Here is a 23,372-nt window from a genome sequence, read left to right as displayed (position 1 = left end):
CGGCGACTCAGGCGGTCGCCTCGCGCAGCCACCCGAGATAGCCGGGGTCGCCCCGCTCCACCGGCAGCTCGATGACGCAGGGCACGTCATAGCTGTGCAGGTCGCGCACCCGGGCCGCCAGACGGTCGAACAGCGAGCGCCGCGTCTTGGCGATCAGCACCGCCTCGTCGGCCTGCTCCACCACCCCCTTCCAGCGATAGACCGAGGTCATGCCGTCCAGGATGTTCGCGCAGGCCGCCAGCCGCTCCTCCACCAGGGCGCGGCCGATGCGCAGGGCCTCCTCCCGCGAGCCGGCGGTGATGTAGGCGAGGACGACGGGCTCGTCCGCGGCGGTATCGCTGTCTTCCATGGCTTCCGGTTCCCTCTTGTTCACGGTGCATCGGGCGGATGGTTTCGCCTATAGTGCCCCAACATTGCCACAGCCCGTCCCGGGCACCACCCGATCCGTCACGCCTGCCGAGGTGAACATGGCCGCACCGCGCCGACCAGGCTCCCGCCGCTCGCCGACGGCCCAGCAACGGGCCTGGCTCAGCCGGGGCCTCGACCAGCCCGGCGGGAAGCTCCCCCTGTTCGACGAGCACGGCCAGCGGGTGAAGAAGCAGACCATCGAGTCCTGCCTGAAGGCCGGCTGGGCGGAGCGCTGGTTCGACAACCCGCTGAAGCCCGACTGGCTGGTCTGCCGCCTGACCGGAAGCGGGCGCGACGTGCTGCTTTGCGGGCCGTCCCAGGCTGCCGGCGCCACGGCGGTGGACGAGAGGCAGGGCGAACTGATCTGACGCCGGCACTTCCGACCGCGGCATCCAGCCTTCGTTAACCGGTCCCGACCATAGGATGGTCAGTTGGCGCAGCGATCCCAGCTTGCGGAGCGGCACATGGGCCTGTTCGGAAACGGCGTGGGCGGAAGCAACCCGGGCGGAAACGGCGGCGGCCGGAACCGGCCGCGGATCGGGCTGGCGCTCGGCAGCGGCGTCGCCCGGGGCTGGGCCCACATCGGCGTGCTGCGCGCACTGAAGCGCTGCGGGATCGAACCCGACATCATCTGCGGCAGCTCGGTCGGCGCGCTGGTCGGCGGCGTCCATCTCGCCGGCAAGCTGGACACGCTGGAGGCCTGGGCACGGGGCCTGACCCGGATGAAGATCGTCGGCTATCTGGACCTGCGGCTGCGCCAGGGGGGCGGGCTGATCGGCGGCGAGAGGCTGATGGCCGAGATGCGGCACCACCTGGGCGACCTGAGGATCGAAGAGCTTCCCGTCCCCTACGCCGCCATCGCCACCGATCTGGTCACCGGGCACGAGGTCTGGCTGCAGGACGGCGACCTCGTGGCCGCGATGCGCGCCTCGATCTCGCTGCCGGGGGTGTTTCCGCCGGCGGCGGTGGACGGCCGCTGGATGGTGGACGGCGCCCTGGTCAATCCGGTGCCGGTCTCGGCCTGCCGGGCGCTCGGCGCGCAGATGGTGATCGCGGTCAATCTGGCCTCCGACATCCTTGGCAAGGCGCGCAAACCGGGATCGACGGTCGCCACCGCCGCCGGATTCGATCTGCTGAAGCTGCTGGAGGAACGGTCGCCGGAGATCCAGGCCCCGACCGGGATCGGCGCGCTGGCCCGCCGCATCTTCCGCCGCGACTACGAGGGGCCGAGCCTGTTCGGCGTCATGGTCTCCTCGCTCGGCATCGTCACCGACCGCATCACCCGGTCGCGGCTGGCCGGGGAGCCGCCCGACGTCCACATCACGCCGCGGCTGGGCCACATCGGCCTGACCGAATTCGACCGGGCCGACGACTGCATCCGCGAAGGAGAGGCGGCTGTGGAGCGCGTCCTGCCGGATCTGCACGATGCGCTGTCCGTCTTCGCCAACGGCCCGCGCGTCACCACGCACGAGCCGCAGCGCGGCTGAGTCCGCCTCTCCCCGCGTCTCCCGCTCAGTTGTCCAGCGCGTGGCCGAGGGCGGCACCGCCCAGACCGCCGATGACCGCACCGCGCTTGCCGTCGACGGCGTAGCCGCCGGCCGCGCCGGCCGCACCGCCGACCACGCCGCCGGTGGAGCAGGCGGCCAGCGAGAGAAGCGCAAAAACGGCTCCGATCAGACGCAAACGAGACATCGTCAAACCCTCCTTCAGGCGTTCGCTCATCTCCTAAACACGCGAAGGGGGCTTTTGCTTCCCTTCGACGGAGTGGTCATCCGGACGGATCAGGCCCAGGAACCAACGGCCAAGCTTTGCGGTTCTTCCCTGCGGACCTTGACCGAAGGGACCAGGACGAAGGGAGGTTTCAATGTCCATCCTGAAGACCGGCCGCAGCAAGGCGGCCTGCGCGGTGCTTGTCCTGTCGCTGTCGCTCGGCGCCTGCCAGACCAGCAACATGAGCACCGGCGAGACCGTCGGCACGCTCGGCGGCGCCGTGGCGGGCGGCCTCGTCGGATCGCGCTTCGGCGGCGGCACCGGCAAGCTGATCACCACCGCGGTCGGCACCCTGGTCGGCGCCTATGCCGGCCGCGAACTCGGCCGCCGCTTCACCGGCGACGACCGCCAGCGCGCGGAGACGGCGGAGGAACAGGCGGTCACCAACAACCAGACCATCACCTGGAACAATCCGCAGAGCAACAACAGCGGCGTCATCCAGCCGACCCGCACCTACGAGAGCCAGTCGGGCCAGACCTGCCGCGACTACACCCATACCATCACGGTCAGTGGCGAGCGCCAGGTCGCCCGCGGCACCGCCTGCCGCCAGAACGACGGCACGTGGCGGCTGGTGTCGTAACCAGCGGACATCCCAGGGCACACAACAAATGGTGGGGCGGCGTGGTCTGACGATCTAAGCCTGGGCCGAGCGGCTTGCAGGGACGATGCAAAACCGCCAAGATCGTCCCGCTCCGCCCCTTGGCGGTCCCCCGAACACCAGTAACGAGGCGTATGGAGGCGGCTAGCTACATCATCCTGATCGGGTCCTCCCTGCTGATCGCCAGCATCCTGACCAGCTATCTGGCACTCAGGGTCGGAACGCCGCTGCTGCTGATCTTTCTGGCGGTCGGCCTTCTGGCGGGCGAGGACGGCATCGGCGGAATCCGCTTCAACGATGCGGACTCCGCCTTCCTGATCGGCTCGATGGCGCTGGCCGTCATCCTGTTCGAAAGCGGCTTCGACACGAAGCTGTCGAGCTACCGTGCCGCCGCCTGGCCGGCCATGTCGCTCGCCACGGTCGGCGTCGCCATCACGACCGGTATCGTCGGGGCCGCCAGCCATTACCTGCTGGACCTGCCCTGGGTGGAGTCCCTGCTGGTCGGCGCCGCAGTCAGCTCCACCGACGCGGCCGCGGTGTTCTTCCTGCTGCGGGCCGGCGGGATCACGTTGCGCGACCGGGTCCGCTCCACGCTGGAAATCGAATCGGGCTCCAACGACCCGATGGCGATCATGCTGACCATCATCCTGGTGGAAGCGGCAGTCCATGGCTGGGGCACGCCCTGGGACGTGGCGCTGGAGTTCGTACGCGCCATCGGCGGCGGCGGCATCCTGGGGCTCGCCGGCGGCTGGCTGCTGGTCGCCTTCATCAACGGGGCGAAGCTGGAGGCCGGCCTGAACCCGGTCGTCACGCTGGCCTTCGCGCTGTTCCTGTTCGCCGGGACCAACATCATCGGCGGCAGCGGCTATCTTGCCGTCTATATCGCCGGGCTCTATGCCGGGAACGTCAAGCTCCGCGGCGCCCTGGAACTGCGGCGGTTCCATTCCGGCCTGACCTGGCTCAGCCAGATCGTCATGTTCGTGATGCTCGGCCTGCTCGCCACCCCGCGGGAGTTCGATCGCATCCTCCTGCCGGGGCTCGGCGTCGCGGCGGTGCTGATCCTGGTGGCCCGGCCGCTGGCCGTCTGGCTCTGCCTGCTGCCGTTCCGCTTCTCGGCCAACGAGTCGACCTTCATGGCCTGGGTCGGGCTGCGGGGCGCCGTGTCCCTGCTGCTGGCCCTGGTCCCGGTGCTGGGCGACCTGCCGGGCGGGCAGGTGATCTTCAACACGGCCTTCCTGGTGGTGATCACCTCGCTGCTGGTGCAGGGCTGGACGATCGGGCCGATGGCGCGCTGGCTCGGGCTGATCGTCCCGCCGCGGCGCGGTCCGGTCGACCGCGTCGAGCTGGAACTGCCGGGCGAGGCCGATCAGGAGCTGGTGGCCTATCGCGTTCATGCGCAGAGCCCGGCGGCCCGCGGGCAGCGCCTGCCCCGCTGGGCCCGCCCGTCGCTGGTGATCCGCGAGGGCCGCGTCGTTCCCCTGCACAAGGCAAAGCCGCTGCAGCCGGGCGATCATGTCTACGTCTTCGCCGCTCCCGGCCGGCTCGTCCTGATCGACAAGCTGTTCGGGGGCAGCCGCCCGCTCGACCAGAACGACCGGGAGTTCTACGGGGACCTGGTCCTGAACCCCGACGCGACGGTCGGTCAGATCGCCGAGATGTATGGCCTGCCGCTGTCGCTGGCGAACGCCCAGCGGACCCTGCGCGACCTGCTGCAGATGGAATTCGGCGGCGCCTGCGAACTGGGCGACCGGGTGCGCATGGGCGGTGTCGAACTGATCGTCCGCGACATCGAGGACGGCGAGATCCAGTCGATCGGCCTGGCGCTGGAGCCGACCCCGGTGGCAAAGCCGCGCGTCGCCCTGTTCAGCCGCCCCAAGGAGCTGTGGGGACGGCTGCGCGGCTGGTGGGGCAGCCGGTCCTTCCGCCGCTGGCAGCGCCGGCAGCAGGAGCGCAAGCGGCGTCCGGACGGTGCCGCCGGCTCCGACTGAGCCGGATCGTCAGGCGCCCGCCTCCGCCTGCTGACCGCGCACCATCGCGGCCAGCGCCTCCGGCGTCATCGGCCGGCCGAACAGGTAGCCCTGCAGCATGTCGCAGCCGACGGAGACGAGGAAGCGGCGCTGCTCCTCCGTCTCCACCCCTTCCGCCACGGTGGAGAGCCCGAGGCCGTGCGCCATGCCCACGGCGGCACGGACCAGTGCGTTGCTCTTCGGATTGGCCGGCACGTCGATGACGAAGGCGCGGTCGATCTTCAGCTTGGCGACCGGCAACTGCTGGACATAGCTCAGCGAGGAGTAGCCGGAGCCGAAATCGTCGATCGCCGCCTGGATGCCGATGCCGGCGAGGTCGCCGAGCGTCCGCACCGCCACCTTGAGATCGCGGACCGCGGCCTGCTCGGTGATCTCCAGCCCCAGACGCTCCTTCAGTTCGGGGTGCGGGGCGAGAAGCTCCTCCAGCCGCCGGGTCAGGTTGCCGCGCAGGAACTGCTGGCCGGAAATGTTGATGAACACCCGGTCCGGCAGGACGCCCCCCCGGTCCCACTCGACCATCTGGCCGATGACGGTGGCGATGACCCAGTCGGTGATCGGGACGATCAGGCCGCTTTCCTCGGCCACCGGAATGAACTCCGCCGGCGAGACCATACCCAGGCTGTGGTGGTTCCAGCGCAGCAAGGCCTCCGCCGCCACGACACGCCCGCTGTCGCCGTCGACGATCGGCTGGTAGACGAGGCGCAACTCGCCCCGCTCGATCGCGTGGTTCAGGTGGACCGTCAGCATCATGCGGCGGGTCGCCGCCGCGGCCATGTCCGGCGTATAGAAGCACACGCCGTTGCCGCCGTTGTGCTGCACCGCCTGGAGCGCCAGCTTCGCCTTCGCGTTCAGGTCCTCCAGCGTCTGGACCGCGTCGTCCTGCACCGCCGCACCTATGGACAGCCGCAGCCGCACCCAGTGACGGTCGGCATAGATGGACGCGGTCAGCCGGTCGTGCAGTACATCGGCCAGCGCCTTGGCATGCTCCGCCCCCTCGACCCGTGCCAGCGCCGCGAACTCGTCGGCGGCGATGCGGCACATGTAGGTGCCCTCGGGCATCACCTCGGTCACGCGGGTGACCAGCGCCTTCAGCGCGGCATCGCCGACATGGAAGCCGAAGGCCTCGTTCACGTCGCTGAACTGGTCGACGTCGAGGGCGTAGAGCGCGAAGGGCTTCGGCTCCCCCGGCGCGCCGGCGGCGGCCATCAGCGCCTCGCACTCCTCCAGGAAGGCGGTGCGGGTGAGGACTCCGGTCAGCGGATCGTGGCGGGCGAGGTAGGAGGCGCGCTGTTCCGCCGCCAGCCGCTCGGAGATGTCGCGGATGATGCCGACGAAGGTCACCTCGCTCCCCAGCCGGGCCTCGCCCACGCTGAGATGGACCGGGAAGACGGAACCGTCCTTGCGCCGGGCCAGCGTATCCCGCCCGATCCCGATGATCTTGGCCCGTCCGGAGGACAGGTAGGAGTCGATGTAGCGGTCGTGGTCGCGGGCGAAGGGCGACGGCATCAGCACATTCATGCTCTGCCCGACCAGCTCGGCCTCTTCATAGCCGAACATGGTGCAGCAGGCCCGGTTGATCGAGCGGATGACGCCCGTGCGGTCCGAGACGATGATGCCATCCACCGCCGCGTCCAGCAGCGTGGTGACGAAGGGGTCGCGGCGGACGACGAAATCGGCGATGCGGGCCGGATCCGCCACCGGCTGGAAGGCGCCGAGGAAGCCGGCAAGGCGGCCGTCCGAACTGTGATGCGGCAGCACGCAGCCCGACAGCACCAGCCGTTCCCCCTCGCCGAGGTCGAGAACGCAGTCGAACGGGGCGGCGGTCCGCTTCTCCGCCACATGGGCCACCGCCTTCGCCAGGGCGCGGGCGACCGCATGCTCCAGCGTCACCAGGCAGCGGCCGATCAACTCCCCGGGCCGGCGGTTCAGCGCCGTCGCGAAGCGGTGATCGGCATGGCGGCAGACATAGTCGGCGTCGAGATAGGCGATGGCGAAGTCGGCATGGTCAAGGAAACTTGCGGCAAGCGACGCCAGGAACTCCGGCGCCCGCGGCAGATCCGAGGCGGAGCTCTCCTCCCGTTCGACTGCGTCTTCCGCCGGTGGCTCTTGCAAGGCTTCTCTCACTGTGACGAACCGGCCGACGCCGGGACCATAGGCTGTTGAAAGAGGAACAAGATGAGATTAGCACCGCCTCTTACGCAATTTCCAACCCTTCCAGGCGAGCAAACGATGCATTCCTGTATCCCGCTTGTTGCCCGGGGTTGCGCCCTGCCACCCTGCGCCTTCATCCGTATGCATTTGATGCGGATCGTCTTCGCGCATCCCGCCGCTTGCGGCCGGAGGGGCGGAGGCGACCCCGAAAAAGGCGGGCACTGTATCGCCCCTTATACGGTGCGGGATTGATTTAATTCAATTCGACACATCTTTCCCCGATGTCACAGGCCGCCCGCACACCGCATCCGCGGGAATAGACCGGAGCTCCCCACTGTTGTACGAGGCGAACGAGGGGGAGAAACCAGATGAACGCCTTCCGCCTGATCCGCCACGCCGACGGCCGCACCTATTATGATGGCCGCCCGCTGACCCTGGCCGATGCCCAGATCATGTTGAACGACGACATCCAGCGCCGGCGGGTGGCGGTCGACAGCTATCTGCGGGTGGACGGCGCCGAGTTGATCGTCGAGTGTCCGCAGACCGCGGCGCATCCAGCCGGACAAGACCGCCGAGAGTAGGGGGCGGCGCGCCGTTTCAACCTGGAAAAATTCACCAGCAGTTTGTCGCAAATTGCATGCATTTCGTTTCCGTACGTTGTTTGAGCCCTCCACGCAGTTATGGGAGTATGCGGCACCGCGACCCTGCGGCTGAGGGCAAGGGATGAGCCCGGACCACATCGACCTGATCACCGACGCCATGACGACCGTCCGCCTTGCCGACGTCATCGACGACGCCAGCAAGAAGCGGCTGCTGGACAGCATCGACCGGTACCGCAACGTCCGCTGCGACGGCTCCGTCGATTGCCGCCGGTGCGATTCCCACAACCGCTGCGCCGACGCGATCAACGACCTGCTGGGCTCCTGACCCGGGCAGCCCCCCGTCCTCCCGCATACCGCGGATGAACCGGGGAAGCCGGGGCAGCGGTGACGGTGCTTGCGCTGTTTTCCCTGATCCGGCCTGTCGACGGAACAGGGAGCCACAGCATGACCGACCCGACCAAAGCCGCCCCCGCTTCGCCGGATCCCCGCCTCGGCACCGCCGCGACCGATGTCCGGCCGCCGAGCGAGGTTCTGCACCAGGACGCGGGAATGGTCAGCCAGGCCGACATGACGCCGAGCCCGGACCCGGAGCTGGCGCGCCAGCGGCGCGAGACCATCAACCCCAGCCTCGCCCGCGAGGAGCCGCCCGACACCGGCGCTCCGGCCGGGACCGAAGACCGCTGAGCCCCCAACTGACGAAGGAGGACGCCCATGGCGCGCGTCACCGTAGAGGACTGTGTCCTCGTGGTCCCGAACCGCTTCGACCTCGTGGTCATGGCCGCCCGCCGCGCCCGTCAGATGTCGGCCGGCGGCCCGCTGGCCGTCGAGCGCGACGACGACAAGAACCCCGTGGTCGCACTGCGCGAGATCGCGGAACGGGCCGTCTCCATTCCCGAGCTCCAGGAGGCACTGGTCCGCGGCCATCAGAAGGCTGTCGAGGCCGACGAGCCGGAGGAGGAGATCAAGGAGCTGATGGCCGGAGAGCATGACTGGGCCGCCGTCTCCAACAACTCGCTCGAGGACGACGACGCGATGAGCGACGCCGAGGAGGGCATCGCCGAGGACGAGGACCTGCTGTCGGACATGGACGGCGATCCGGAGCGGGCCTTCGGCATGACCGAGGACGACGTGGTCGGCCGCGATGCCGACGGCGACGTCGGCCCCTAGCTCCGCCAGGGCGGGAGCGGCCACGCACCGATCGATGAGCGTTCCTGGTCTCCCGACATACCACGGCGTTGCAAGTAATTATCAACACGCAGGCCTGTTCTGAAGGCTTCCTTCCTTTAGCGGCAGGTGATGCATGTATTTTCACGACAAGCGGCTACAGTATCCGGTGAAGGTCGAGACACCCGACCCGCTGTTCGCCCGCCAGCTACAGCAGGCGATCGGCGGGGTCGAGGGCGAGCTTCGCGTCTGCCTTCAGTATTTCTTCCAGGCCTGGGGCAACCGCAGCCCGAACACCAAGTACCGCGACATGCTGCTCCACACCGCCACCGAGGAGATCGGCCATATCGAGATGCTGGCGACCGCGGTCGCCCTGAACCTGGAGAACGCTCCGCTGTCGCTGCAGGAGAGCACGGCGGCCGCCAACCCGGTGGTCAACGCGGTGATGGGCGGCGAGCGGCCCCGCCACATGGTGGAAGGAATGCTGCACAAGCACCTGCTTTCCACCGGGCTGGCCGCGTTCCCCGGCAATGCCGACGGCGCGCCCTTCGACTGCTCGCACGTCTATGCCAGCGGCAACCTCGCCGCCGACATGTTCGCCAACATCACGGCGGAGGCGACCGGCCGGACGCTGGCGGTGCGCCTCTACAACGCCGCCCACGACCCCGGCATGAAGGACATGCTGAGCTTCCTGATCGCCCGCGACACCATGCACCAGCAGCAGTGGCTGGCGGTGATCGAGGAACTGGGCGGCCCGGCCGCGCAGTTGCCGATCCCCAACAGCTTCGACCAGTCCCTGGAAAACCGGGAGTTCAGCTACGTCTTTGCCGGCACCGACCGCAACGGCGAACCGCCGCCGGAAGGCCGCTTCACCCAGGGTCCGTCGCTCGACGGCAAGGGCCAGTTCTCCGCCAAGCAGGCGGAGCCGCTGGGTGCCGCGCCCGTGCTGGGAGCCGCCCGCCAGGGCTCCGGCGCGCAGACGGAACAGATGGACGCCACGTCCTCGGCCTGACGGCATACCAGTCGACGACACACCAGGGGAGCGCCGGCGGGCGCCTCCCCTCCCCCTCCCGTCCGGCCCTCCTCTCCGGCCGGATCGGCTCCGGTCGGGCGGCTCAGATCGGCATGCCGGCCCTGGCCGCCATCAGGGCGAGCTGGGTGCGGTTGCGCACGCCGAGCCGCTGCATGACGCTGCGCAGGTGGACCTTGATGGTCCCCTCCAGCACGCCCAGAGAGCGGGCGATCTCCTTGTTCGACTGGCCCTGCAGCAGCAGCTTCAGCACCTCGCGCTGCCGTTCGGTGAGCTGGGCGACCGGGTTGTCGCCGGCAGGCGCACCGGGCGTCAGGGTGATCGGTTCGGGTACCGCGGCCACCGGCTGCGGCAGCGGAGCATAGATGCCGCCGCCGAGCACGATCGGCAGCGCATGGTCCAGAACCTCCGGATTGCTGCCCTTGGGCAGGAAGCCGCGGGCGCCGGCCCGGATGCAGGATGCGATCACCCGGGTATCGGGAGAGGCGGAGACGACGATCAGCGGAACGCCGTCCAGCATCCGCAGCATCGTCTCCACCCCCGGCAGGCCGTCCGTGTCGCCCATCTGGAGGTCGTAGAGGACCGCCGAGAGGTTGCCGACCGACCGCACGCGGCGGGATGCCTCGGCCAGCGATCCGGCTTCGAAGACGGTGGCGGCGGGAAACCGCATCCTGAGGGCAAGGGCGAGCCCGTGCCGGATCAGTGCGTGGTCGTCGACCACGAGAAACCGCGGAGCGACCGTTGCGGCCTCCATTTCCCCGAAGACGGCCCCGGCACGTCCTGGACCGATCGAATAGCGGCCATGGTGGGTCATTCAGAGCCTCCTTCCTGTGGCTGGCGGGTCCGTTTCCTGAGGCGCCTTTGCGATGCACGCGAAATAAATCACGGACATACACCTGATTCCCAAGCTGGCTTGGCGCGGCACCACAACGTGAGGCACCCTATGGCTTAAGACAAACGATCGGAGTACGCATGAAAGCTCTGTCATAAGCGAAGCAATGACTTCGCATCATGCCTTTAGACATTACAGATCCGGAAACAAGATCGTTCCGATCTTTCCAGCCATAGCCGGAAAAATTCGGACGGGATCAGCACTGATTCGGTTCCTTCGGGATCGGGTCGGACCTGCGGTCCCGCCGGGCGGGGACGGGGTGGAGCCGGGCGGGGAATGACGGCAGCCGCGATGAGGGGGGAGTATCGCGGCTGCCGCCTACAGGCCCGGCGGTTCCCGGCACGGGCCGGACACCGGCCGACCGCCACAGACCTGCACCAACAACGGCCGGATGAAGAAGGCGTCACCGGATACGGAAGCCGTATGTCGGCAGGAAAGCGGTCGGGCTGCACGCGATCTGGGCCGTGTCGGGCGGGTTGTGCGGTGTTTTTCCGCCGCACAATTGCGATATCGCCATTTCCTGATTTGAAATCAGTGGATTAGGCTTTCCTTTCTTGTACGTACGTTGTGCGGGGCCTGCACAATGGCGGACGCCGGGCGATGGCGGACGCCGGGCGATGGCCGGTCGCCAGGCGGGGAACCATGATTCGGGTGGTGACGCGGGCAGAGTAGCGGCACGGCCGGATGGGGACAACAGAAGCCGCAAAATCCGCGGCGCCCGACAAAGGGCGCGAGGCCCCGCCCCGGACAAGGGGACGGTCAGGGCGGCAGGCTGACGGACCCGCGCGGGCCGCCGCTGCCCAGCTCCTCCTTCACGATGGCGATGAAGAGCTCCACCACCGGGCTGCGCGCCCGGTTGGCGTCGTACGCCACCTGGAACGGCGCCTGATAGGACAGCTGTTTGGGCAGCAGCACCCGCAGCCGGCCCTGCTTCACATAGCCGGCGGCGAAATGGTCGGGCAGATAGCCGAGATAGGTGCCGGAGAGGATCAGCCGCGCCGCCCCCTCGATGTCGGAGACCGTCGCCTTGGGCGTCGTGATGGCGAAGATCTTCAGGTCGCGATACCCCCAGTAGGCGCGGGAGACGAGGCGGTAGCGCCGCACCTCGTCCAGGTCGATGGCCTCCTCGGAGGCGGTGAAGAGCGGATGCCCCTCGCCGCAATAGAAGTGGTTCGTTTCCTGGTAGAGGTCCTGGTAGGACAGGCTGGGGATGATGCGCGGAAAACTGGAGATGGCGACCTGGAGCTGGCCGCCGATCACGTCGCGCAGCAGCTCGTTCGGCGGGCGCACGTTGATCGACAGCGAGACCTCCGGCGCTTCCTCCGAGAAGCGGGCGAAGACGCGCTCCAGCCGGGCCTTGGGGTCGGTCAGGGTGTTGTCGACCAGCCCGATGGTCAGCGTCCCGGTCAGCCGGTCGCGCAGGCCCCGCACCCGCGCCTGGAAACGGTCGAGCGTGTCGAAGACGCGCCGCAGCTCCTCGTAGACCGACTGCCCCTCGGCGGTGAGCTGGAATCCCGACCGGCCGCGCCGGCAGAGCCGCACGCCGAGCCGGGCCTCCAGGTCGGAGAAATGGGTGGAGATGGTGGAGAGCGAGAGATTCAGTTCGCCCTGCGCCGCAGTGAATCCGCCAGCCTCCACGATGGTCATGAACATGCGCAACAGGCGGAGATCAACCGCCTCCAACTGCATCATCGCCATGGCGATCCCCCTCCCACCCGTTCGTGGCAGCCGGTTCGGGTCATTCGGCCCCGCTTACTTTGACGCATGTCGAAGTAAGATACAAAACTTCGTGATTTTTGGGCAGGCGGATGCTCCGTCTAATGATGTGTACCCACGGCCGGCAACCGCGAACCGGTGCCCGGCCCACACCAACGTTCGTCCGCAAGGAAAGGCTACGTCCATGAACGAGACGACGGGTAAACAGGGACTTCACGCATCCATCGGGCGCCGCGCCATCCTGGCCGGTGCCGGCACCATCGCCACCGCCGCGGCCATCGGCTTTCCCGGCATCGTCCGCGCCCAGACCAAGTCGCTGAAGGTTGGGGTCTATGGCGGCTACTTCAAGGAGTCCTTCGACAAGCACATTTTCCCGGACTTCACCAAGGCGACGGGCATCGCGGTGGAGTCAGTGGCGGAACCGACGGGCGAAGCCTGGCTGGTCCAGCTCGAACAGGCGGCGCGGGCCCGGCAGGCGCCGGCCGACGTCTCGATGATGTCGCAGGTCGCCATGCTGAAGGGCATGGCGGCGGAGCTTTGGGCGCCCTTCGACCTCGGCAAGCTGCCGAACTCCGCCAAGGTCCTGCCGCACCTGATCAACAAGTACCCCGATGGCCGGGTCAGCGGCGTCGGCGCGGTGTCCTGGTACATCACGCTGGTGACCAACACCAAGAGCTATCCCACCGCCCCGACGAGCTGGTCGGCGCTGTGGGATCCGGCCAACAAGGACAAGCTGGGCCTGCTGGCGCTGGTCAGCAACTCCTTCCTGCTGGAGGTCGCGGCCACCACCTTCTTCGGCGGCACCAGGCAGCTCGACAGCGAGGACGGGCAGCTTGCCTGCTTCAGGAAGCTGGCCGAGCTGAAGGCCAACGTGAAGCTGTGGTACCGCGACGAAGCGCAGTTCGAGGCGGCGCTGAAGTCGGGCGAGATCCCGATGGGCCAGTACTATCACGACGTCACCGGCCTCGCCGCCGCGGACGGCCATCCGGTGCGCTCCACCTTCCCGAAGGAGGGGGGCATCCTCGATTCCGGAAGCTGGGCGGTCTCCCGCGCGTCCAAGGCGGCGGATCTGGCGCATGTCTTCGTCGACTACATGTGCCAGCCGCAGATCCAGGCGCTGCTGTCGCGCAAGGTCGGCACCGCGCCGACCATCGACCGCAAGGCGACCGACCTGACGGACCAGGAGTTCGCCGCCGTGTCCTCCGACATTCCGCCGATCCTGCCGCGCTACGACCTCTATCAGGCGAAGTCGGACTGGCTGAACCAGAAGTGGACGGAAATGATCGTGGGGTGACGGCGGGTCCCCCGCCCCCCGGGGACCGGATCGGCGCGATGGGCCGCGCAGTCGAAGGCGCGCCCTCCGCGCTCCGGTCCGTTGCCCCGACGGGACGACCGGGACGCCTGCCGACCGTCACCGGTCCGATCCCCTCCAGGCCCCCCTCTCTCCGGAATGAGGCCCGCCCATGTCCGCCCTCGTCCTCGATGGCCTCACCAAGCGCTACGGCTCCTTCGTCGCGGTCCACGGCGCGTCCCTGCGCATCCCGCACGGGCAGTTCGTCTGCCTGCTGGGGCCGTCCGGCTGCGGCAAGACCACGCTGCTGCGGATGATCGCCGGGCTGGAGGATCCCTCCGGCGGCCGGCTGATCATCGACGACCGCGACATCACCGACGCCCCCGCCCACACGCGGGAGTTCGGGATGGTGTTCCAGTCGCTCGCCCTGTTCCCGCACCTGACGGCGGGGGAGAACATCGCCTATCCCCTGCGCATCCGCGGCGCCCCCCGTGCCGAACAGAAGCGCCGGGCGGAGGAGCTGCTGGAGCTGGTGCGGCTCCCCGGAGCGGCCGACCGGCCGGTGTCCAAGCTGTCCGGCGGCCAGCGGCAGCGCGTCGCCATCGCCCGCGCGCTGGCCCTGTCGCCCAAGCTGTTCCTGCTGGACGAGCCGCTGTCGGCGCTGGACGCCAAGCTGCGCGAGGCCATGCAGATCGAGCTGAAGCAGCTTCAGCAGCGTCTCGGCATCACCACCATCGTCGTCACCCACGACCAGAGGGAGGCGATGACCATGGCCGACCTCGTGGTGGTGATGTCGCAGGGCCGCATCCATCAGGCCGCCCCGCCGATGGAGGTCTACCGCCAGCCCGCCGACGCCTTCGTCGCCGACTTCATCGGCATGACCAACCTGCTGGACGGCGAGATCGCCGGCCCCGGCACGGTCGCGGTTCCCGGCGGCACGCTGGCCCTGCCCGGCCTGCCGCCGTCGGGCCGGGTGCTGCTGTCGGTCCGTCCGGAGGAGGTGCTGGTCCACCCCGCCGGGCAGGAGGGACCGAACCGGCTGAGCGGCACGCTCGCCTTCATGCGCGACCTCGGCGCCAGCGTCGAGTTCCGCATCGACGTGGCCGGCAGGGAGATCGTCGCGCTGTCCCGCCCGCAGGACCGCCCGCCGGTCCAGCCCGGCGGCCGGCTGACGGTGGAATTCCCGCGGGAGTCCTGCATCGTGCTGCCCCCGGCGCCGCCCGTGGAGCATGCGCCATGATCCGCCGGGCGCCGCGCACGCTGGCCGAGCATTCGCCGATCCTGTTCCCGGCGCTGATGCTGGTCGTCTTCTTCGTCATCCCCTTCAGCCTGATGATCGCCGTCAGCGTCTTCCGGCGGGTTCCCGGCGGCTTCTACGAGCCGGACCTCGTCTTCGCCAATTACGAGCGGTTCCTGACCGCCTTCTTCGGCGGGGTGCTGTCCTTCTCGCTGGGGCTGGCGGCGCTGGTGGCGGTGGTGTCGGTCGGGATCGCCTTTCCCTTCACCCACCGCCTGGTGCGGCTGCCGCGGGCGGGGCAGATCCGCTGGCTGGTCTTCCTTCTGTCGATCCTGTCGCTGTCGGAGGTCATCATCGGCTTCGCCTGGTCGACGCTGCTGTCGCGGACCGCCGGCATCACCAACCTGCTGGTGGCGCTGGGCCTGATGGAGGCGCCGCAGTCGCTGAGCCCGAGCTTCGGCGGGCTGCTGGCCGGGCTGGTCTATCAGGCCTTCCCCTACACGGTGCTGGTGCTGTACCCGGCGCTCGCCCGCTTCGACCCCTATCTGGTGGAGGCGGCGCGCACGCTCGGCGCCTCGCCGCTGCGGGCCTTCTTCACGGTGCTGGTGCCGGGGCTGCGCAACACCATCGTCGCCACGACGATCATGGTCTTCGTCTTCGCGCTCGGCTCCTACCTGCTGCCGCAACTGCTGGGCAAGCCGCAGCACTGGACCCTGTCGGTGCTGATCACCGACCAGGCGATCTACCAGTCCAACATGCCCTTCGCCGCGGCCATGGCGGTGTTCCTGGTGCTGGTCAGCCTGGCGCTGGTCGGGCTCGCCCTGATGGCCGGACGACGGGAGGAGGGGGCGTGATGCTGCGACGTCTCAACACCCTGGCGGCCAGCCTGATCGCGCTGGTGCTGGCCGCCCCGCTGATGGTGGTGGCCGGCGTGTCGGTCAACGCCAGGAAGTCGCTGGACTTCCCGCCCAAGGGCTTCTCGCTGTCCTGGTACGCCGAGGTCTTCACCGATCCCGGCTGGCGGGACGCGCTGGTCGCCAGCCTGGTGGTCGCCACCCTGTCGGCGGCGCTGGCGGTGCTGATCGCCTTTCCGCTGGCCTGGTTCCTGTGGCGCTGGAAGGCGCCCTGGGCCCGCGCCTTCGAGGTGCTGGGCATGACGCCCTTCATCCTGCCGCCGGTCATCACCGCGCTGGGCTTCCTCAGCTTCTGGGCGGCGGTCGGCGAATATGGCGCTCCCTGGACGGTGGTGGTCAGCCACGCGATCTTCTTCGTGACGCTGCCGCTGGTGACGCTGTCGCTGGGATTCGGAGCGGTCGACCGCTCCTATGTCGAGGCGGCGGCGACCATGGGGGCGGACGACCGGACGGTGCTGCGCACGGTGGTGATGCCGCTGGTGCGGCCCTACGTGATCTCCGGCTTCGCCTTCGCCTTCGTGCTGTCGCTGAACGAGTACATCGTCGCCTACATGGTGGTGGGCTTCACGCTGGAGACGCTGCCCATCAAGATCTTCAACGCGCTGCGCTACGGCTACACGCCGACCATGGCGGCCGTGACCGTCCTCTTCGTCGCCCTGACCGCGCTGGTGTTCGGCCTGATCGCGCGGTTCGGCGACCTGCCCCGGCTGCTCGGCGCCTGGGCCAAGCACGACTGATCCCCGGATTTTCCTGACGAGACCCGCAATGACCGATCCCCAGAACCTCGACCGTCTGCGTGCGAAATACAGCGGCTCCGGCGGCGACGACTTCCACGACCCGGAGTTCCGCCGGGTGGCGACCCTGCAGTTCAGCGGGGGCAAGCGCTTCCAGCCCTTCGCCGGCGTCTCCACCCTGCTGGACGCGCCCTATCTGCCGGACGCGGCGGACAGCCCCGATTTCGCCGGGCTGGACATCGCGCTGATCGGCGTGCCGATGGACCTCGGCGTCACCAACCGGGCGGGCTCGCGCTTCGGGCCGCGGGCGGTGCGCACGATGGAGCGCATCGGCCCCTACGAGCACGCCCTGCGCATGGTGCCGGCCGCCGCCTGCAAGCTGGCCGACGTCGGCGACGTGCCGCTGGGCAGCCGCTTCAGCCTGGAGCAGTGCCATGCCGACATCCAGGCCTTCTACCACAAGGTGATGGATGCCGGCGTGGTGCCGCTGTCGGTCGGCGGCGACCATTCCATCAGCTATTCGATCCTGAAGGCGCTGGGGCGGGGGCGGCCGGTCGGCATGGTCCATTTCGACGCCCATTGCGACACCGGCGGCGCCTATGAGGGCTCGAAGTTCCATCACGGCGGGCCGTTCCGTCAGGCGGTGCTGGACGGCGTGCTCGATCCCGAGCGCACGGTGCAGATCGGCATCCGCGGCAGCGCCGAATATCTGTGGGAGTTCTCCTACGACAGCGGCATGACGGTGATCCATGCCGAGGAAATCCCGCAGATGGGCATCGCGGCGGTGATCGAGACGGCGCGCCGGGTGGTGGGCGACGGGCCGGTCTATGTCTCCTTCGACGTGGACTGCCTGGACCCGGTCTTCGCGCCGGGGACCGGGACGCCGGAGATCGGCGGGCTGACGACGCGGGAGGCGCTGCAGATCCTGCGCGGCCTCAATGGATCGACGTCATCGGCGGCGACGTGGTGGAGGTGGCGCCGCAGTACGACGCCACCACCAACACCGCCCATGCCGCCGGCCAGATGCTGTTCGAGATCCTGTGCCTCGCCGTCAGGGCGCTGGAGGCGCGGCGCGGCGGGGCGGCCTGATGCGGATCGCGCTGTTCCAGACCGGGGGCGGCGACGGCAAGGCCGGCACGCTCGACCGCATCGGGCGGGCGGCGGCGGAGGCTGCGGCCGGCGGCGGGGCGCTGCTGATCTGCCCGGAGATGGTGCTGACCGGCTACGACATCGGTCCCGACGCGGTGCGGGCCGGGGCCGAGCCGGCGGACGGGCCGAGCGCCGCCCGCCTCGCGGAGACCGCCCGGGCCAGCGGCATCGCCATCCTCTACGGCTATCCGGAGCGGGGGGCGGACGGGGCGGTGTACAATGCCGCGCAACTGATCGGGCCGGACGGGCGGCCCCTGCTGAACCAGCGCAAGACGCATCTCTATGGCGAACTCGACCGGTCCTGCTTTGCGGCGGGGCCCGACGCCTTTGCGCTGGCGGAGGTCGGCGGGCTGCGCTGCGGCGTGCTGATCTGCTACGACGTCGAGTTCCCGGAGCTGGTGCGCCGCCACGCGCTGGCCGGGGCGGACGCGGTGCTGGTGCCGACCGCGCTGATGGACCCCTACCGCATCGTCGCCGAGACCATCGTGCCCGCCCGCGCCTTCGAGAACGGCCTGTACGTCGCCTATGCCAACCGCTGCGGCCGGGAAGGACGGCTGACCTATTGCGGGCTCAGCACGGTCGCCGGGCCGGACGGATCGGTCCTGGCGCGGGCCGGGCAGTCGGAGGAGCTGCTGGTCGCGGAACTGGATCCGGCCCGGCTGGCGGCCTTGCGGGCGGCGGGAACGCATCTGGACGACCGGCGGCCGGAGCTCTACCGTAATAATGCCACACCCCGGACCGAAGGCTGAGCGTTGCGTCGGCTGGAACGGAACGGTTGCCGGATCCCCGTGTTCCTGTCCCGAACCAGGGAGCCGGGGCTATGGCAATCACCTTCATTCTCTTCCTCGTCATCGGGCTCGCCCTCGGATTCGGGGGTGGCTGGCTGATCTCGCTGGGCGGAAGCTGGTATTATCTGCTGGCCGGCATCGCCTTTCTCGCGACGTCGCTTCTGGTGCTGCGGCGCAGCCCGGCGGCACGGCTGCTCTACGCCCTGCTGATCGCCGGGACGCTGGGCTGGGCGCTGTCGGAGGTCGGGCTCGACTGGTGGCAGCTCGGCACCCGCGGCGGGCTGGTGGTGCTTCTCGGGCTGTGGCTGCTCACCCCCTGGGCGACCGGGCGGACGCCGGGCTGGTGGATCGGCCGGGCGGCGCTGTGGATCGCGGTGATCGCCGCGCTGGCGGTGGCCGGCGCATCGATGCTGCGCGATCCCCACGACCTGGAGGGGCGGTTGACCGCCGGCGCCGTCACCCCCGATGCCGACACCGGCGGCGTACCGGCGGGCGAGTGGCACGATTACGGCCGCAGTCCCTACGGCCAGCGCTATTCGCCGCTGGCCCAGATCACGCCGCAGACCGTCGGCAAGCTGCAGGTGGCCTGGACCTACCGCACCGGCGACATGAAGCGGCCGGAGGACGTGTCGGAGACGACCTACCAAGTGACGCCGCTGAAGGTGGGGGACCTGCTCTATCTCTGCACGCCGCACCACATCGCCATCGCGCTGGACGCCGCGACCGGGCAGGAGCGCTGGCGCTTCGACCCGAAGATCCCGCTGGACGACAACCGGCAGCATCAGACCTGCCGCGGCGTCTCCTACCATGCCGATCCCGCGCGGAGCGGGCAGAGCTGTGCCGCCCGCATCTTCCTGCCGACCGCCGACGCCCGGCTGATCGCGCTCGACGCGCTGACCGGCACGCCCTGCCCCGGCTTCGGCCGCGAGGGCACGGTGGACCTGTGGGCCAACATGCCGAACAGGAAGAGCGGCTTCTACTATTCCACCTCGCCGCCCGTGGTGGCGCGGGGGCTGGTCGTCATCGGCGGATCGGTCAACGACAACTATGCGATGCAGGAGCCGTCGGGCGTCATCCGCGCCTATGACGCCGGCAGCGGCGCCCTGGTGTGGAACTGGGATTCCGGCAATCCCGACCGCACCACCCCGCTCGGCCCCGACGAGACCTACACCGCCAACTCCCCCAACAGCTGGTCTGTGATGAGCGCCGACGAGACGCTGGGGCTGGTCTATGTGCCACTGGGCAACCGGACGCCCGACCAGCTCGGCATGGGCCGCAGCCCCGAGGTGGAACGCTTCTCCTCCTCCATCGTGGCGCTGGATCTGGCGACCGGGCAGCTCCGCTGGGTCCGCCAGACGGTGCATCACGACCTGTGGGACATGGATGTGCCGGCCCAGCCTGTCCTGCTCGACCTCGATACGCCCGGCGGCCGGGTGCCGGCGCTGGTCGGGCCGACCAAGCAGGGCGACATCTATGTGCTGGACCGCCGCACCGGCGAGCCGATCTTCCCGATCAGGGAGGTCCCCGCCCCCGGCGGCACCATCCCCGAGGATTTCTCCTCGCCGACGCAGCCGGTGTCGGGCCTGACCTTCATGCCGGAGCCGCTGAAGGAATCGAACATGTGGGGCGTCACCCTGTTCGACCAGCTCGCCTGCCGGATCCGCTTCCACTCGCTCCGCTACGAGGGACGCTACACCCCGCCGTCGCTGCAGGGGACGCTGGTCTATCCCGGCAATTTCGGCGTGTTCAACTGGGGCTCCGTCGCGGTCGATCCGGTGCGGCAGGTGATGTTCGGCATGCCGACATACCTCGCCTTCACCTCGCAGCTCATCCCCGGCGACCAAGTCGGGCCGGGCCAGAAGGTCAACACCGGCGAGGCCGGTCTGAACATGAATGTCGGCGGTCCCTATGCGGTGCGGATGCAGCCCTTCACCTCGCCGCTGGGCCTGCCCTGCCAGGCGCCGCCCTGGGGCTATGTCGCCGGGGTCGATCTGCGCACCGGCCAGATCGCCTGGAAGCACAGGAACGGCACCGTGCAGGATGCCGGCCCGGTGCCGCTGCCGCCGATCCGGCTCGGCGTGCCGGGCATCGGCGGACCGATGATCACGGCGGGAGGCGTCGCCTTCCTGGGCGCGTCGATCGACAACTACCTGCGCGCCTACGACCTGACCACCGGCCGGCAGCTCTGGGAGCACCGGCTGCCGGCCGGCGGCCAGGCGACGCCGATGAGCTACATGGCCGACGGCCGCCAGTTCGTCGTCCATGTCGCCGGCGGCCACGGCTCCATCGGCACGACGCCCGGCGACCACGTCATCGCCTACGCCCTGCCGAAGCAGTAGCCGGAGCCCCGGACCGAAGGCGCCGCCCCTCAGCCGATCCGCTTGTAGAAGTAGGTCGTGCCGCAGGGGCGGCCGTCGGGCATCAGGGCGTAGTCGGGGATGAAACCCACCCGCACCCAGCCCGCCCGCTCGTAGAGCCGCTCGGCCTCCGGCGTCGAGGTGTCGAGCACCAGCAGGGTCTTGCCCGCCGCCCGCGCCTCCTCCTCCACCGCGCGCATCAACGCCTCGCCGACGCCGCGGCGGCGGGCGCGGCGATGGACCAGCATCTTGCAGAGGTCGCCGCGATGGGGCTGGTTGTCCGTCTGGGCGAGGACGACCTGGACCGTGCCCAGAAGCTCGCCCGTCGCCTCTTCCGCAGCGACCAGCAGCAGGCGGTCGCCGCGGGCGACGTCCGTCGCGATCTGCCGCCAGAAGGCTTCCGCCCGCGCCGGATCGAGGGGAGCCATGAAGCTGACGGAGGCTCCACCCTCCACGCAGTCCAGCAGGATGCCGGTCAGGGCGGGGATGTGCGTCACCGCTTCGCCCGGTGAGAGGCGGCGGATGGAATAGGCAAGGTCGCTCACGGTCTCGCTCCTCAACCTTTGGCGATGCCGGGCTTGGCGGTCCCGGCCCCGCTGCGTGCCGGTCCGGTGGCGACGGCGACGAGATAGCGGGCGGGCCGGTCGGCCGGATTGTGGAAGCCGCTGGGGCCGTCGATCTGCGAGGCGAGGCAGTCCCCGGCCCGCAGATGGACGGTCCCGCCGTCCACGGTGAAGGCGATCTCGCCCTCCAGCACATAGAGCTGCTGGTGGATGACGGCGGCGCGCGGGCCGGTGTCGTAGGTGACGCGGGCGCCCGCGGGCATCGTCACCTCGACGAGCGTGACGGGCGCGGCGATGCCGGGCGGCGTCAGGTTGCGCCGGACATAGCCGGTAGCGGGATCCTGCCATTCGCGCTGATCGGCCCGCCGCGACAGCGGCGAGGCCTGCTCCGCCCCGATCCCGTCGAACAGCGAGGCGACGCTGACGCCGAGCCCGGCGGCGAGCCGGTCCAGCACCGCGGCGGTCGGGCTGCTCCGCCCCCGCTCGACCAGCGAGATCATGGAGCGGCTGACGCCCGCCCGCTCGGCCAGCCCGTCGAGCGTCAGCCCTTGTTCAGCCCGCAATGCCCGCAGCCGCGCCGCGAGCCGGGCATCGATATCCGATTCCGTCTGTTCCATGATGATAGAATGAAGATCCAATATCCTGGAGTCAACAGGATGAGGATCGCCGGCCCTGGAGCCGGACCGTCAAACGCGAACGGCTGCCGCTCCTGTCGGGAACGGCAGCCGTCCTGGCACACGGGGAATGAAAGGTCTGCGGATCAGCCGAACAGCTTGGCGGCGGTGCGGGCGACGATCTCGCCCTGGTGGCGGGCGCCGGCGAGCTCGATCTCGGAAGGCTGGCGGGAGCCGTCGCCGGCCGCGACGGTGGTGGCGCCGTAGGGAGCGCCGCCGACGATCTCGCTCATCGTCAACTGGCCCTGGTGGCTGTAGGGCAGCCCGACGATGACCATGCCGAAATGCAGCAGGTTGGTAATGATGGAGAACAGCGTGGTCTCGTTGCCGCCATGCTGCGAGGCGCTGGAGGTGAAGGCGGCGCCGACCTTGCCGTTGAGCGCGCCGCGCGCCCACAGCCCGCCGGCCTGGTCGAGGAAGGCGGCCATCTGCGAGGACATGCGGCCGAAGCGCGTGCCGGTGCCGACGACGATGGCGTCATACTGCTCCAGCTCGGCCACCGTGGCGACCGGCGCGCTCTGGTCCAGCTTGAAGTGGGCATTCCGGGCGATCGCCTCGGGCACCGTCTCCGGCACCCGCTTGACGTCCACCTCGGCACCGGCGCTGCGCGCACCCTCGGCGATGGCATGGGCCATCGTCTCGATGTGGCCGTAGGACGAGTAGTAGAGAACCAGAACCTTGGCCATGAAGAGCTCCCTGGGATTGGACATGCCGTTGTTGGTCTCGGCAGCGAGTGTGGCCTGCCGGACGACCGGGCAGAAGGCGGATAATCCGGGACGTACTGTTCGACGTTTTCGAACAGTCCGCCGCGCGGCGCCATCCCTCCCGGCCGCAGGATCGGGCCGCTACCGGGCGTCCGGCGTCCCCGCCGCCACCAGCGGTTCGAGCGCCGCGCGCAGCGCATCGGGCAGCGGCGTCGGGCGCCGCGTCCCGCGGTCGACATAGACGTGGATGAAGTGGCCGCAGGCGGCCGGCGCCGGATCGTCGTTGCGGAACAGCCCGATCTCGTAGCGGACGCTGCTGGTGCCGAGCCTCGCCACGCGCAGCCCGGCCTCCACCCGGTCGGGAAGGTGATCGGCGCGAAGTAGTTGCAGGCGGTCTCGACGACCAGTCCGATCACCGGGCTCGAGTCGATGACCAGCGCCCCCGCCTCGATCAGGTACTGGTTCACCACCGTGTCGAAATAGCTGTAGTAGACGACATTGTTGACGTGGCCATAGACGTCGTTGTCCATCCAGCGTGTCGGGATGGTTCGGAAATGGCGATAGTCGGCACGGCTCTCTGTCTTGCGATCCATGGCGCTCCCC

General features: G+C 69.4%; 25 protein-coding genes and 2 pseudogenes. 17 read left to right on the top strand and 10 right to left on the bottom strand.

The window, feature by feature from the left end; genetic code table 11:
* Positions 1 to 7: 7 nt before the first annotated feature.
* Positions 8 to 349, bottom strand: coding sequence for a divalent-cation tolerance protein CutA (gene cutA / locus DEW08_RS03335; RefSeq protein WP_109324475.1), 342 nt, complete (start codon positions 347 to 349; stop codon positions 8 to 10).
* 118 nt (positions 350 to 467) lie between these two features.
* Here cutA and DEW08_RS03330 point away from each other — a divergent pair, with 118 nt between their 5' ends.
* Both DEW08_RS03330 and DEW08_RS03325 read left to right on the top strand, forming a co-directional pair.
* Positions 468 to 776 carry a hypothetical protein gene (locus DEW08_RS03330; RefSeq protein ID WP_109324474.1) on the top strand — a complete coding sequence of 103 codons (309 nt, stop codon included), beginning with the start codon at positions 468 to 470 and terminating at the stop codon, positions 774 to 776.
* Positions 777 to 839: 63 nt separating this feature from the next.
* Entirely contained in the window at positions 840 to 1,895 is a 1,056-nt protein-coding gene (locus DEW08_RS03325; RefSeq protein ID WP_245985901.1) for a patatin-like phospholipase family protein, read from the top strand.
* Between the two features lie 25 nt (positions 1,896 to 1,920).
* On the opposite strand, the gene DEW08_RS03320 is transcribed toward DEW08_RS03325, so the two are convergent.
* Positions 1,921 to 2,100, bottom strand: a complete 180-nt coding sequence (locus DEW08_RS03320) for a hypothetical protein (RefSeq protein ID WP_109325254.1) — start codon at positions 2,098 to 2,100, stop codon at positions 1,921 to 1,923.
* A 172-nt stretch (positions 2,101 to 2,272) separates the two neighbouring features.
* Between DEW08_RS03320 and DEW08_RS03315 the strand changes: the two genes are divergently transcribed.
* Positions 2,273 to 2,758, top strand: coding sequence for an RT0821/Lpp0805 family surface protein (locus DEW08_RS03315; RefSeq protein ID WP_109324469.1), 486 nt, complete (start codon positions 2,273 to 2,275; stop codon positions 2,756 to 2,758).
* A 152-nt stretch (positions 2,759 to 2,910) separates the two neighbouring features.
* Complete coding sequence (locus DEW08_RS03310; RefSeq protein WP_109324468.1) at positions 2,911 to 4,764, top strand: potassium/proton antiporter; 1,854 nt, start codon at positions 2,911 to 2,913, stop codon at positions 4,762 to 4,764.
* Positions 4,765 to 4,773: 9 nt separating this feature from the next.
* Here DEW08_RS03310 and DEW08_RS03305 read toward each other — a convergent pair whose 3' ends face one another.
* Entirely contained in the window at positions 4,774 to 6,915 is a 2,142-nt protein-coding gene (locus DEW08_RS03305) for a putative bifunctional diguanylate cyclase/phosphodiesterase (RefSeq protein WP_245985899.1), read from the bottom strand.
* A gap of 407 nt (positions 6,916 to 7,322) precedes the next feature.
* Between DEW08_RS03305 and DEW08_RS03300 the strand changes: the two genes are divergently transcribed.
* The 5 genes from DEW08_RS03300 to DEW08_RS03280 all read left to right on the top strand — a co-directional run bounded on the left by DEW08_RS03300 (position 7,323) and on the right by DEW08_RS03280 (position 9,732).
* Positions 7,323 to 7,535, top strand: coding sequence for a hypothetical protein (locus tag DEW08_RS03300; RefSeq protein WP_109324455.1), 213 nt, complete (start codon positions 7,323 to 7,325; stop codon positions 7,533 to 7,535).
* Positions 7,536 to 7,677: 142 nt separating this feature from the next.
* The gene (locus tag DEW08_RS03295; RefSeq protein WP_109324454.1) at positions 7,678 to 7,881 is read left to right on the top strand and encodes a hypothetical protein; all 204 of its coding nucleotides are present in this window, start codon (positions 7,678 to 7,680) and stop codon (positions 7,879 to 7,881) included.
* Between the two features lie 119 nt (positions 7,882 to 8,000).
* The gene (locus DEW08_RS03290) at positions 8,001 to 8,240 is read left to right on the top strand and encodes a hypothetical protein (protein WP_109324453.1); all 240 of its coding nucleotides are present in this window, start codon (positions 8,001 to 8,003) and stop codon (positions 8,238 to 8,240) included.
* A 27-nt stretch (positions 8,241 to 8,267) separates the two neighbouring features.
* On the top strand, positions 8,268 to 8,723 hold the full coding sequence (rpoZ, locus tag DEW08_RS03285) for a DNA-directed RNA polymerase subunit omega (protein WP_109324452.1): 456 nt from the start codon (positions 8,268 to 8,270) through the stop codon (positions 8,721 to 8,723).
* A 133-nt stretch (positions 8,724 to 8,856) separates the two neighbouring features.
* Positions 8,857 to 9,732, top strand: a complete 876-nt coding sequence (locus DEW08_RS03280) for a manganese catalase family protein (RefSeq protein ID WP_109324442.1) — start codon at positions 8,857 to 8,859, stop codon at positions 9,730 to 9,732.
* A gap of 103 nt (positions 9,733 to 9,835) precedes the next feature.
* Here the strand turns inward: DEW08_RS03280 and DEW08_RS03275 are convergent, their stop codons facing one another.
* Together DEW08_RS03275 and DEW08_RS03270 are read right to left on the bottom strand one after the other, a co-directional pair.
* Positions 9,836 to 10,564 (bottom strand): LuxR C-terminal-related transcriptional regulator, encoded by a 729-nt coding sequence (locus DEW08_RS03275; protein WP_245985896.1) that lies wholly within the window; start codon positions 10,562 to 10,564, stop codon positions 9,836 to 9,838.
* Positions 10,565 to 11,401: 837 nt separating this feature from the next.
* Positions 11,402 to 12,340, bottom strand: a complete 939-nt coding sequence (locus tag DEW08_RS03270) for a LysR family transcriptional regulator (protein ID WP_109324441.1) — start codon at positions 12,338 to 12,340, stop codon at positions 11,402 to 11,404.
* 202 nt (positions 12,341 to 12,542) lie between these two features.
* Here DEW08_RS03270 and DEW08_RS03265 point away from each other — a divergent pair, with 202 nt between their 5' ends.
* The 8 genes and pseudogenes from DEW08_RS03265 (at position 12,543) to DEW08_RS03235 (ending at position 20,810) form a co-directional block, all read left to right on the top strand.
* Positions 12,543 to 13,652, top strand: coding sequence for an ABC transporter substrate-binding protein (locus DEW08_RS03265; protein WP_109324433.1), 1,110 nt, complete (start codon positions 12,543 to 12,545; stop codon positions 13,650 to 13,652).
* A gap of 169 nt (positions 13,653 to 13,821) precedes the next feature.
* Complete coding sequence (locus DEW08_RS03260) at positions 13,822 to 14,889, top strand: ABC transporter ATP-binding protein (protein ID WP_109324426.1); 1,068 nt, start codon at positions 13,822 to 13,824, stop codon at positions 14,887 to 14,889.
* Positions 14,886 to 15,740: an ABC transporter permease gene (locus DEW08_RS03255; RefSeq protein WP_109324425.1), complete on the top strand. Its 855-nt coding sequence runs from the start codon at positions 14,886 to 14,888 to the stop codon at positions 15,738 to 15,740. The genes DEW08_RS03260 and DEW08_RS03255 overlap by 4 nt, the downstream gene beginning before the upstream one ends.
* On the top strand, positions 15,740 to 16,537 hold the full coding sequence (locus DEW08_RS03250) for an ABC transporter permease (protein WP_109324424.1): 798 nt from the start codon (positions 15,740 to 15,742) through the stop codon (positions 16,535 to 16,537). The genes DEW08_RS03255 and DEW08_RS03250 overlap by 1 nt, the downstream gene beginning before the upstream one ends.
* 28 nt (positions 16,538 to 16,565) lie before the next feature.
* Positions 16,566 to 17,417, top strand: a pseudogene (locus DEW08_RS03245) (arginase family protein); the annotation flags it as partial.
* An 83-nt stretch (positions 17,418 to 17,500) separates the two neighbouring features.
* Complete coding sequence (locus DEW08_RS33680; protein ID WP_425429080.1) at positions 17,501 to 17,623, top strand: hypothetical protein; 123 nt, start codon at positions 17,501 to 17,503, stop codon at positions 17,621 to 17,623.
* Positions 17,623 to 18,432: a carbon-nitrogen hydrolase family protein gene (locus tag DEW08_RS03240; RefSeq protein WP_109324423.1), complete on the top strand. Its 810-nt coding sequence runs from the start codon at positions 17,623 to 17,625 to the stop codon at positions 18,430 to 18,432. The genes DEW08_RS33680 and DEW08_RS03240 overlap by 1 nt, the downstream gene beginning before the upstream one ends.
* 71 nt (positions 18,433 to 18,503) lie before the next feature.
* A complete protein-coding gene (locus DEW08_RS03235; RefSeq protein ID WP_109324422.1) occupies positions 18,504 to 20,810 on the top strand; it encodes a glucose/quinate/shikimate family membrane-bound PQQ-dependent dehydrogenase in 2,307 nt (768 codons plus the stop codon).
* Positions 20,811 to 20,839: 29 nt separating this feature from the next.
* On the opposite strand, the gene DEW08_RS03230 is transcribed toward DEW08_RS03235, so the two are convergent.
* The 5 genes and pseudogenes from DEW08_RS03230 to DEW08_RS33395 all read right to left on the bottom strand — a co-directional run.
* A complete protein-coding gene (locus DEW08_RS03230) occupies positions 20,840 to 21,373 on the bottom strand; it encodes a GNAT family N-acetyltransferase (RefSeq protein ID WP_109324421.1) in 534 nt (177 codons plus the stop codon).
* Positions 21,374 to 21,384: 11 nt separating this feature from the next.
* Positions 21,385 to 22,008, bottom strand: a complete 624-nt coding sequence (locus tag DEW08_RS03225; RefSeq protein WP_109324420.1) for a helix-turn-helix domain-containing protein — start codon at positions 22,006 to 22,008, stop codon at positions 21,385 to 21,387.
* A 143-nt stretch (positions 22,009 to 22,151) separates the two neighbouring features.
* Entirely contained in the window at positions 22,152 to 22,751 is a 600-nt protein-coding gene (gene wrbA / locus DEW08_RS03220) for an NAD(P)H:quinone oxidoreductase (protein ID WP_109325252.1), read from the bottom strand.
* Between the two features lie 159 nt (positions 22,752 to 22,910).
* Complete coding sequence (locus tag DEW08_RS31925) at positions 22,911 to 23,105, bottom strand: acyl-CoA thioesterase (RefSeq protein ID WP_245985893.1); 195 nt, start codon at positions 23,103 to 23,105, stop codon at positions 22,911 to 22,913.
* 83 nt (positions 23,106 to 23,188) lie between these two features.
* Positions 23,189 to 23,299: pseudogene (locus DEW08_RS33395) on the bottom strand (acyl-CoA thioesterase); the annotation flags it as partial.
* Positions 23,300 to 23,372: the final 73 nt, after the last annotated feature.

This window comes from Azospirillum thermophilum (genome assembly GCF_003130795.1).
Classification (GTDB): domain Bacteria; phylum Pseudomonadota; class Alphaproteobacteria; order Azospirillales; family Azospirillaceae; genus Azospirillum; species Azospirillum thermophilum.
Note: the sequence above shows the minus strand (reverse complement) of the source record. Positions and strands in the feature narration are given on the sequence as shown.

What these genes read in the sequence shown, in the direction of transcription:
- DEW08_RS03320 (WP_109325254.1), bottom strand. Translation starts at nt 2,100, where the DNA reads ATGTCTCGTTTGCGTCTGATCGGAGCCGTTTTTGCGCTTCTCTCGCTG.
- DEW08_RS03260 (WP_109324426.1), top strand. Translation starts at nt 13,822, where the DNA reads ATGTCCGCCCTCGTCCTCGATGGCCTCACCAAGCGCTACGGCTCCTTC.
- DEW08_RS03280 (WP_109324442.1), top strand. Translation starts at nt 8,857, where the DNA reads ATGTATTTTCACGACAAGCGGCTACAGTATCCGGTGAAGGTCGAGACA.
- DEW08_RS03250 (WP_109324424.1), top strand. Translation starts at nt 15,740, where the DNA reads ATGCTGCGACGTCTCAACACCCTGGCGGCCAGCCTGATCGCGCTGGTG.
- DEW08_RS03240 (WP_109324423.1), top strand. Translation starts at nt 17,623, where the DNA reads ATGCGGATCGCGCTGTTCCAGACCGGGGGCGGCGACGGCAAGGCCGGC.
- DEW08_RS03330 (WP_109324474.1), top strand. Translation starts at nt 468, where the DNA reads ATGGCCGCACCGCGCCGACCAGGCTCCCGCCGCTCGCCGACGGCCCAG.
- DEW08_RS03310 (WP_109324468.1), top strand. Translation starts at nt 2,911, where the DNA reads ATGGAGGCGGCTAGCTACATCATCCTGATCGGGTCCTCCCTGCTGATC.
- DEW08_RS03255 (WP_109324425.1), top strand. Translation starts at nt 14,886, where the DNA reads ATGATCCGCCGGGCGCCGCGCACGCTGGCCGAGCATTCGCCGATCCTG.
- DEW08_RS03275 (WP_245985896.1), bottom strand. Translation starts at nt 10,564, where the DNA reads ATGACCCACCATGGCCGCTATTCGATCGGTCCAGGACGTGCCGGGGCC.
- wrbA (WP_109325252.1), bottom strand. Translation starts at nt 22,751, where the DNA reads ATGGCCAAGGTTCTGGTTCTCTACTACTCGTCCTACGGCCACATCGAG.
- DEW08_RS03295 (WP_109324454.1), top strand. Translation starts at nt 7,678, where the DNA reads ATGAGCCCGGACCACATCGACCTGATCACCGACGCCATGACGACCGTC.
- cutA (WP_109324475.1), bottom strand. Translation starts at nt 349, where the DNA reads ATGGAAGACAGCGATACCGCCGCGGACGAGCCCGTCGTCCTCGCCTAC.
- DEW08_RS03300 (WP_109324455.1), top strand. Translation starts at nt 7,323, where the DNA reads ATGAACGCCTTCCGCCTGATCCGCCACGCCGACGGCCGCACCTATTAT.
- DEW08_RS03225 (WP_109324420.1), bottom strand. Translation starts at nt 22,008, where the DNA reads ATGGAACAGACGGAATCGGATATCGATGCCCGGCTCGCGGCGCGGCTG.
- DEW08_RS03270 (WP_109324441.1), bottom strand. Translation starts at nt 12,340, where the DNA reads ATGGCGATGATGCAGTTGGAGGCGGTTGATCTCCGCCTGTTGCGCATG.
- DEW08_RS03265 (WP_109324433.1), top strand. Translation starts at nt 12,543, where the DNA reads ATGAACGAGACGACGGGTAAACAGGGACTTCACGCATCCATCGGGCGC.
- DEW08_RS03235 (WP_109324422.1), top strand. Translation starts at nt 18,504, where the DNA reads ATGGCAATCACCTTCATTCTCTTCCTCGTCATCGGGCTCGCCCTCGGA.
- DEW08_RS03315 (WP_109324469.1), top strand. Translation starts at nt 2,273, where the DNA reads ATGTCCATCCTGAAGACCGGCCGCAGCAAGGCGGCCTGCGCGGTGCTT.
- DEW08_RS03290 (WP_109324453.1), top strand. Translation starts at nt 8,001, where the DNA reads ATGACCGACCCGACCAAAGCCGCCCCCGCTTCGCCGGATCCCCGCCTC.
- rpoZ (WP_109324452.1), top strand. Translation starts at nt 8,268, where the DNA reads ATGGCGCGCGTCACCGTAGAGGACTGTGTCCTCGTGGTCCCGAACCGC.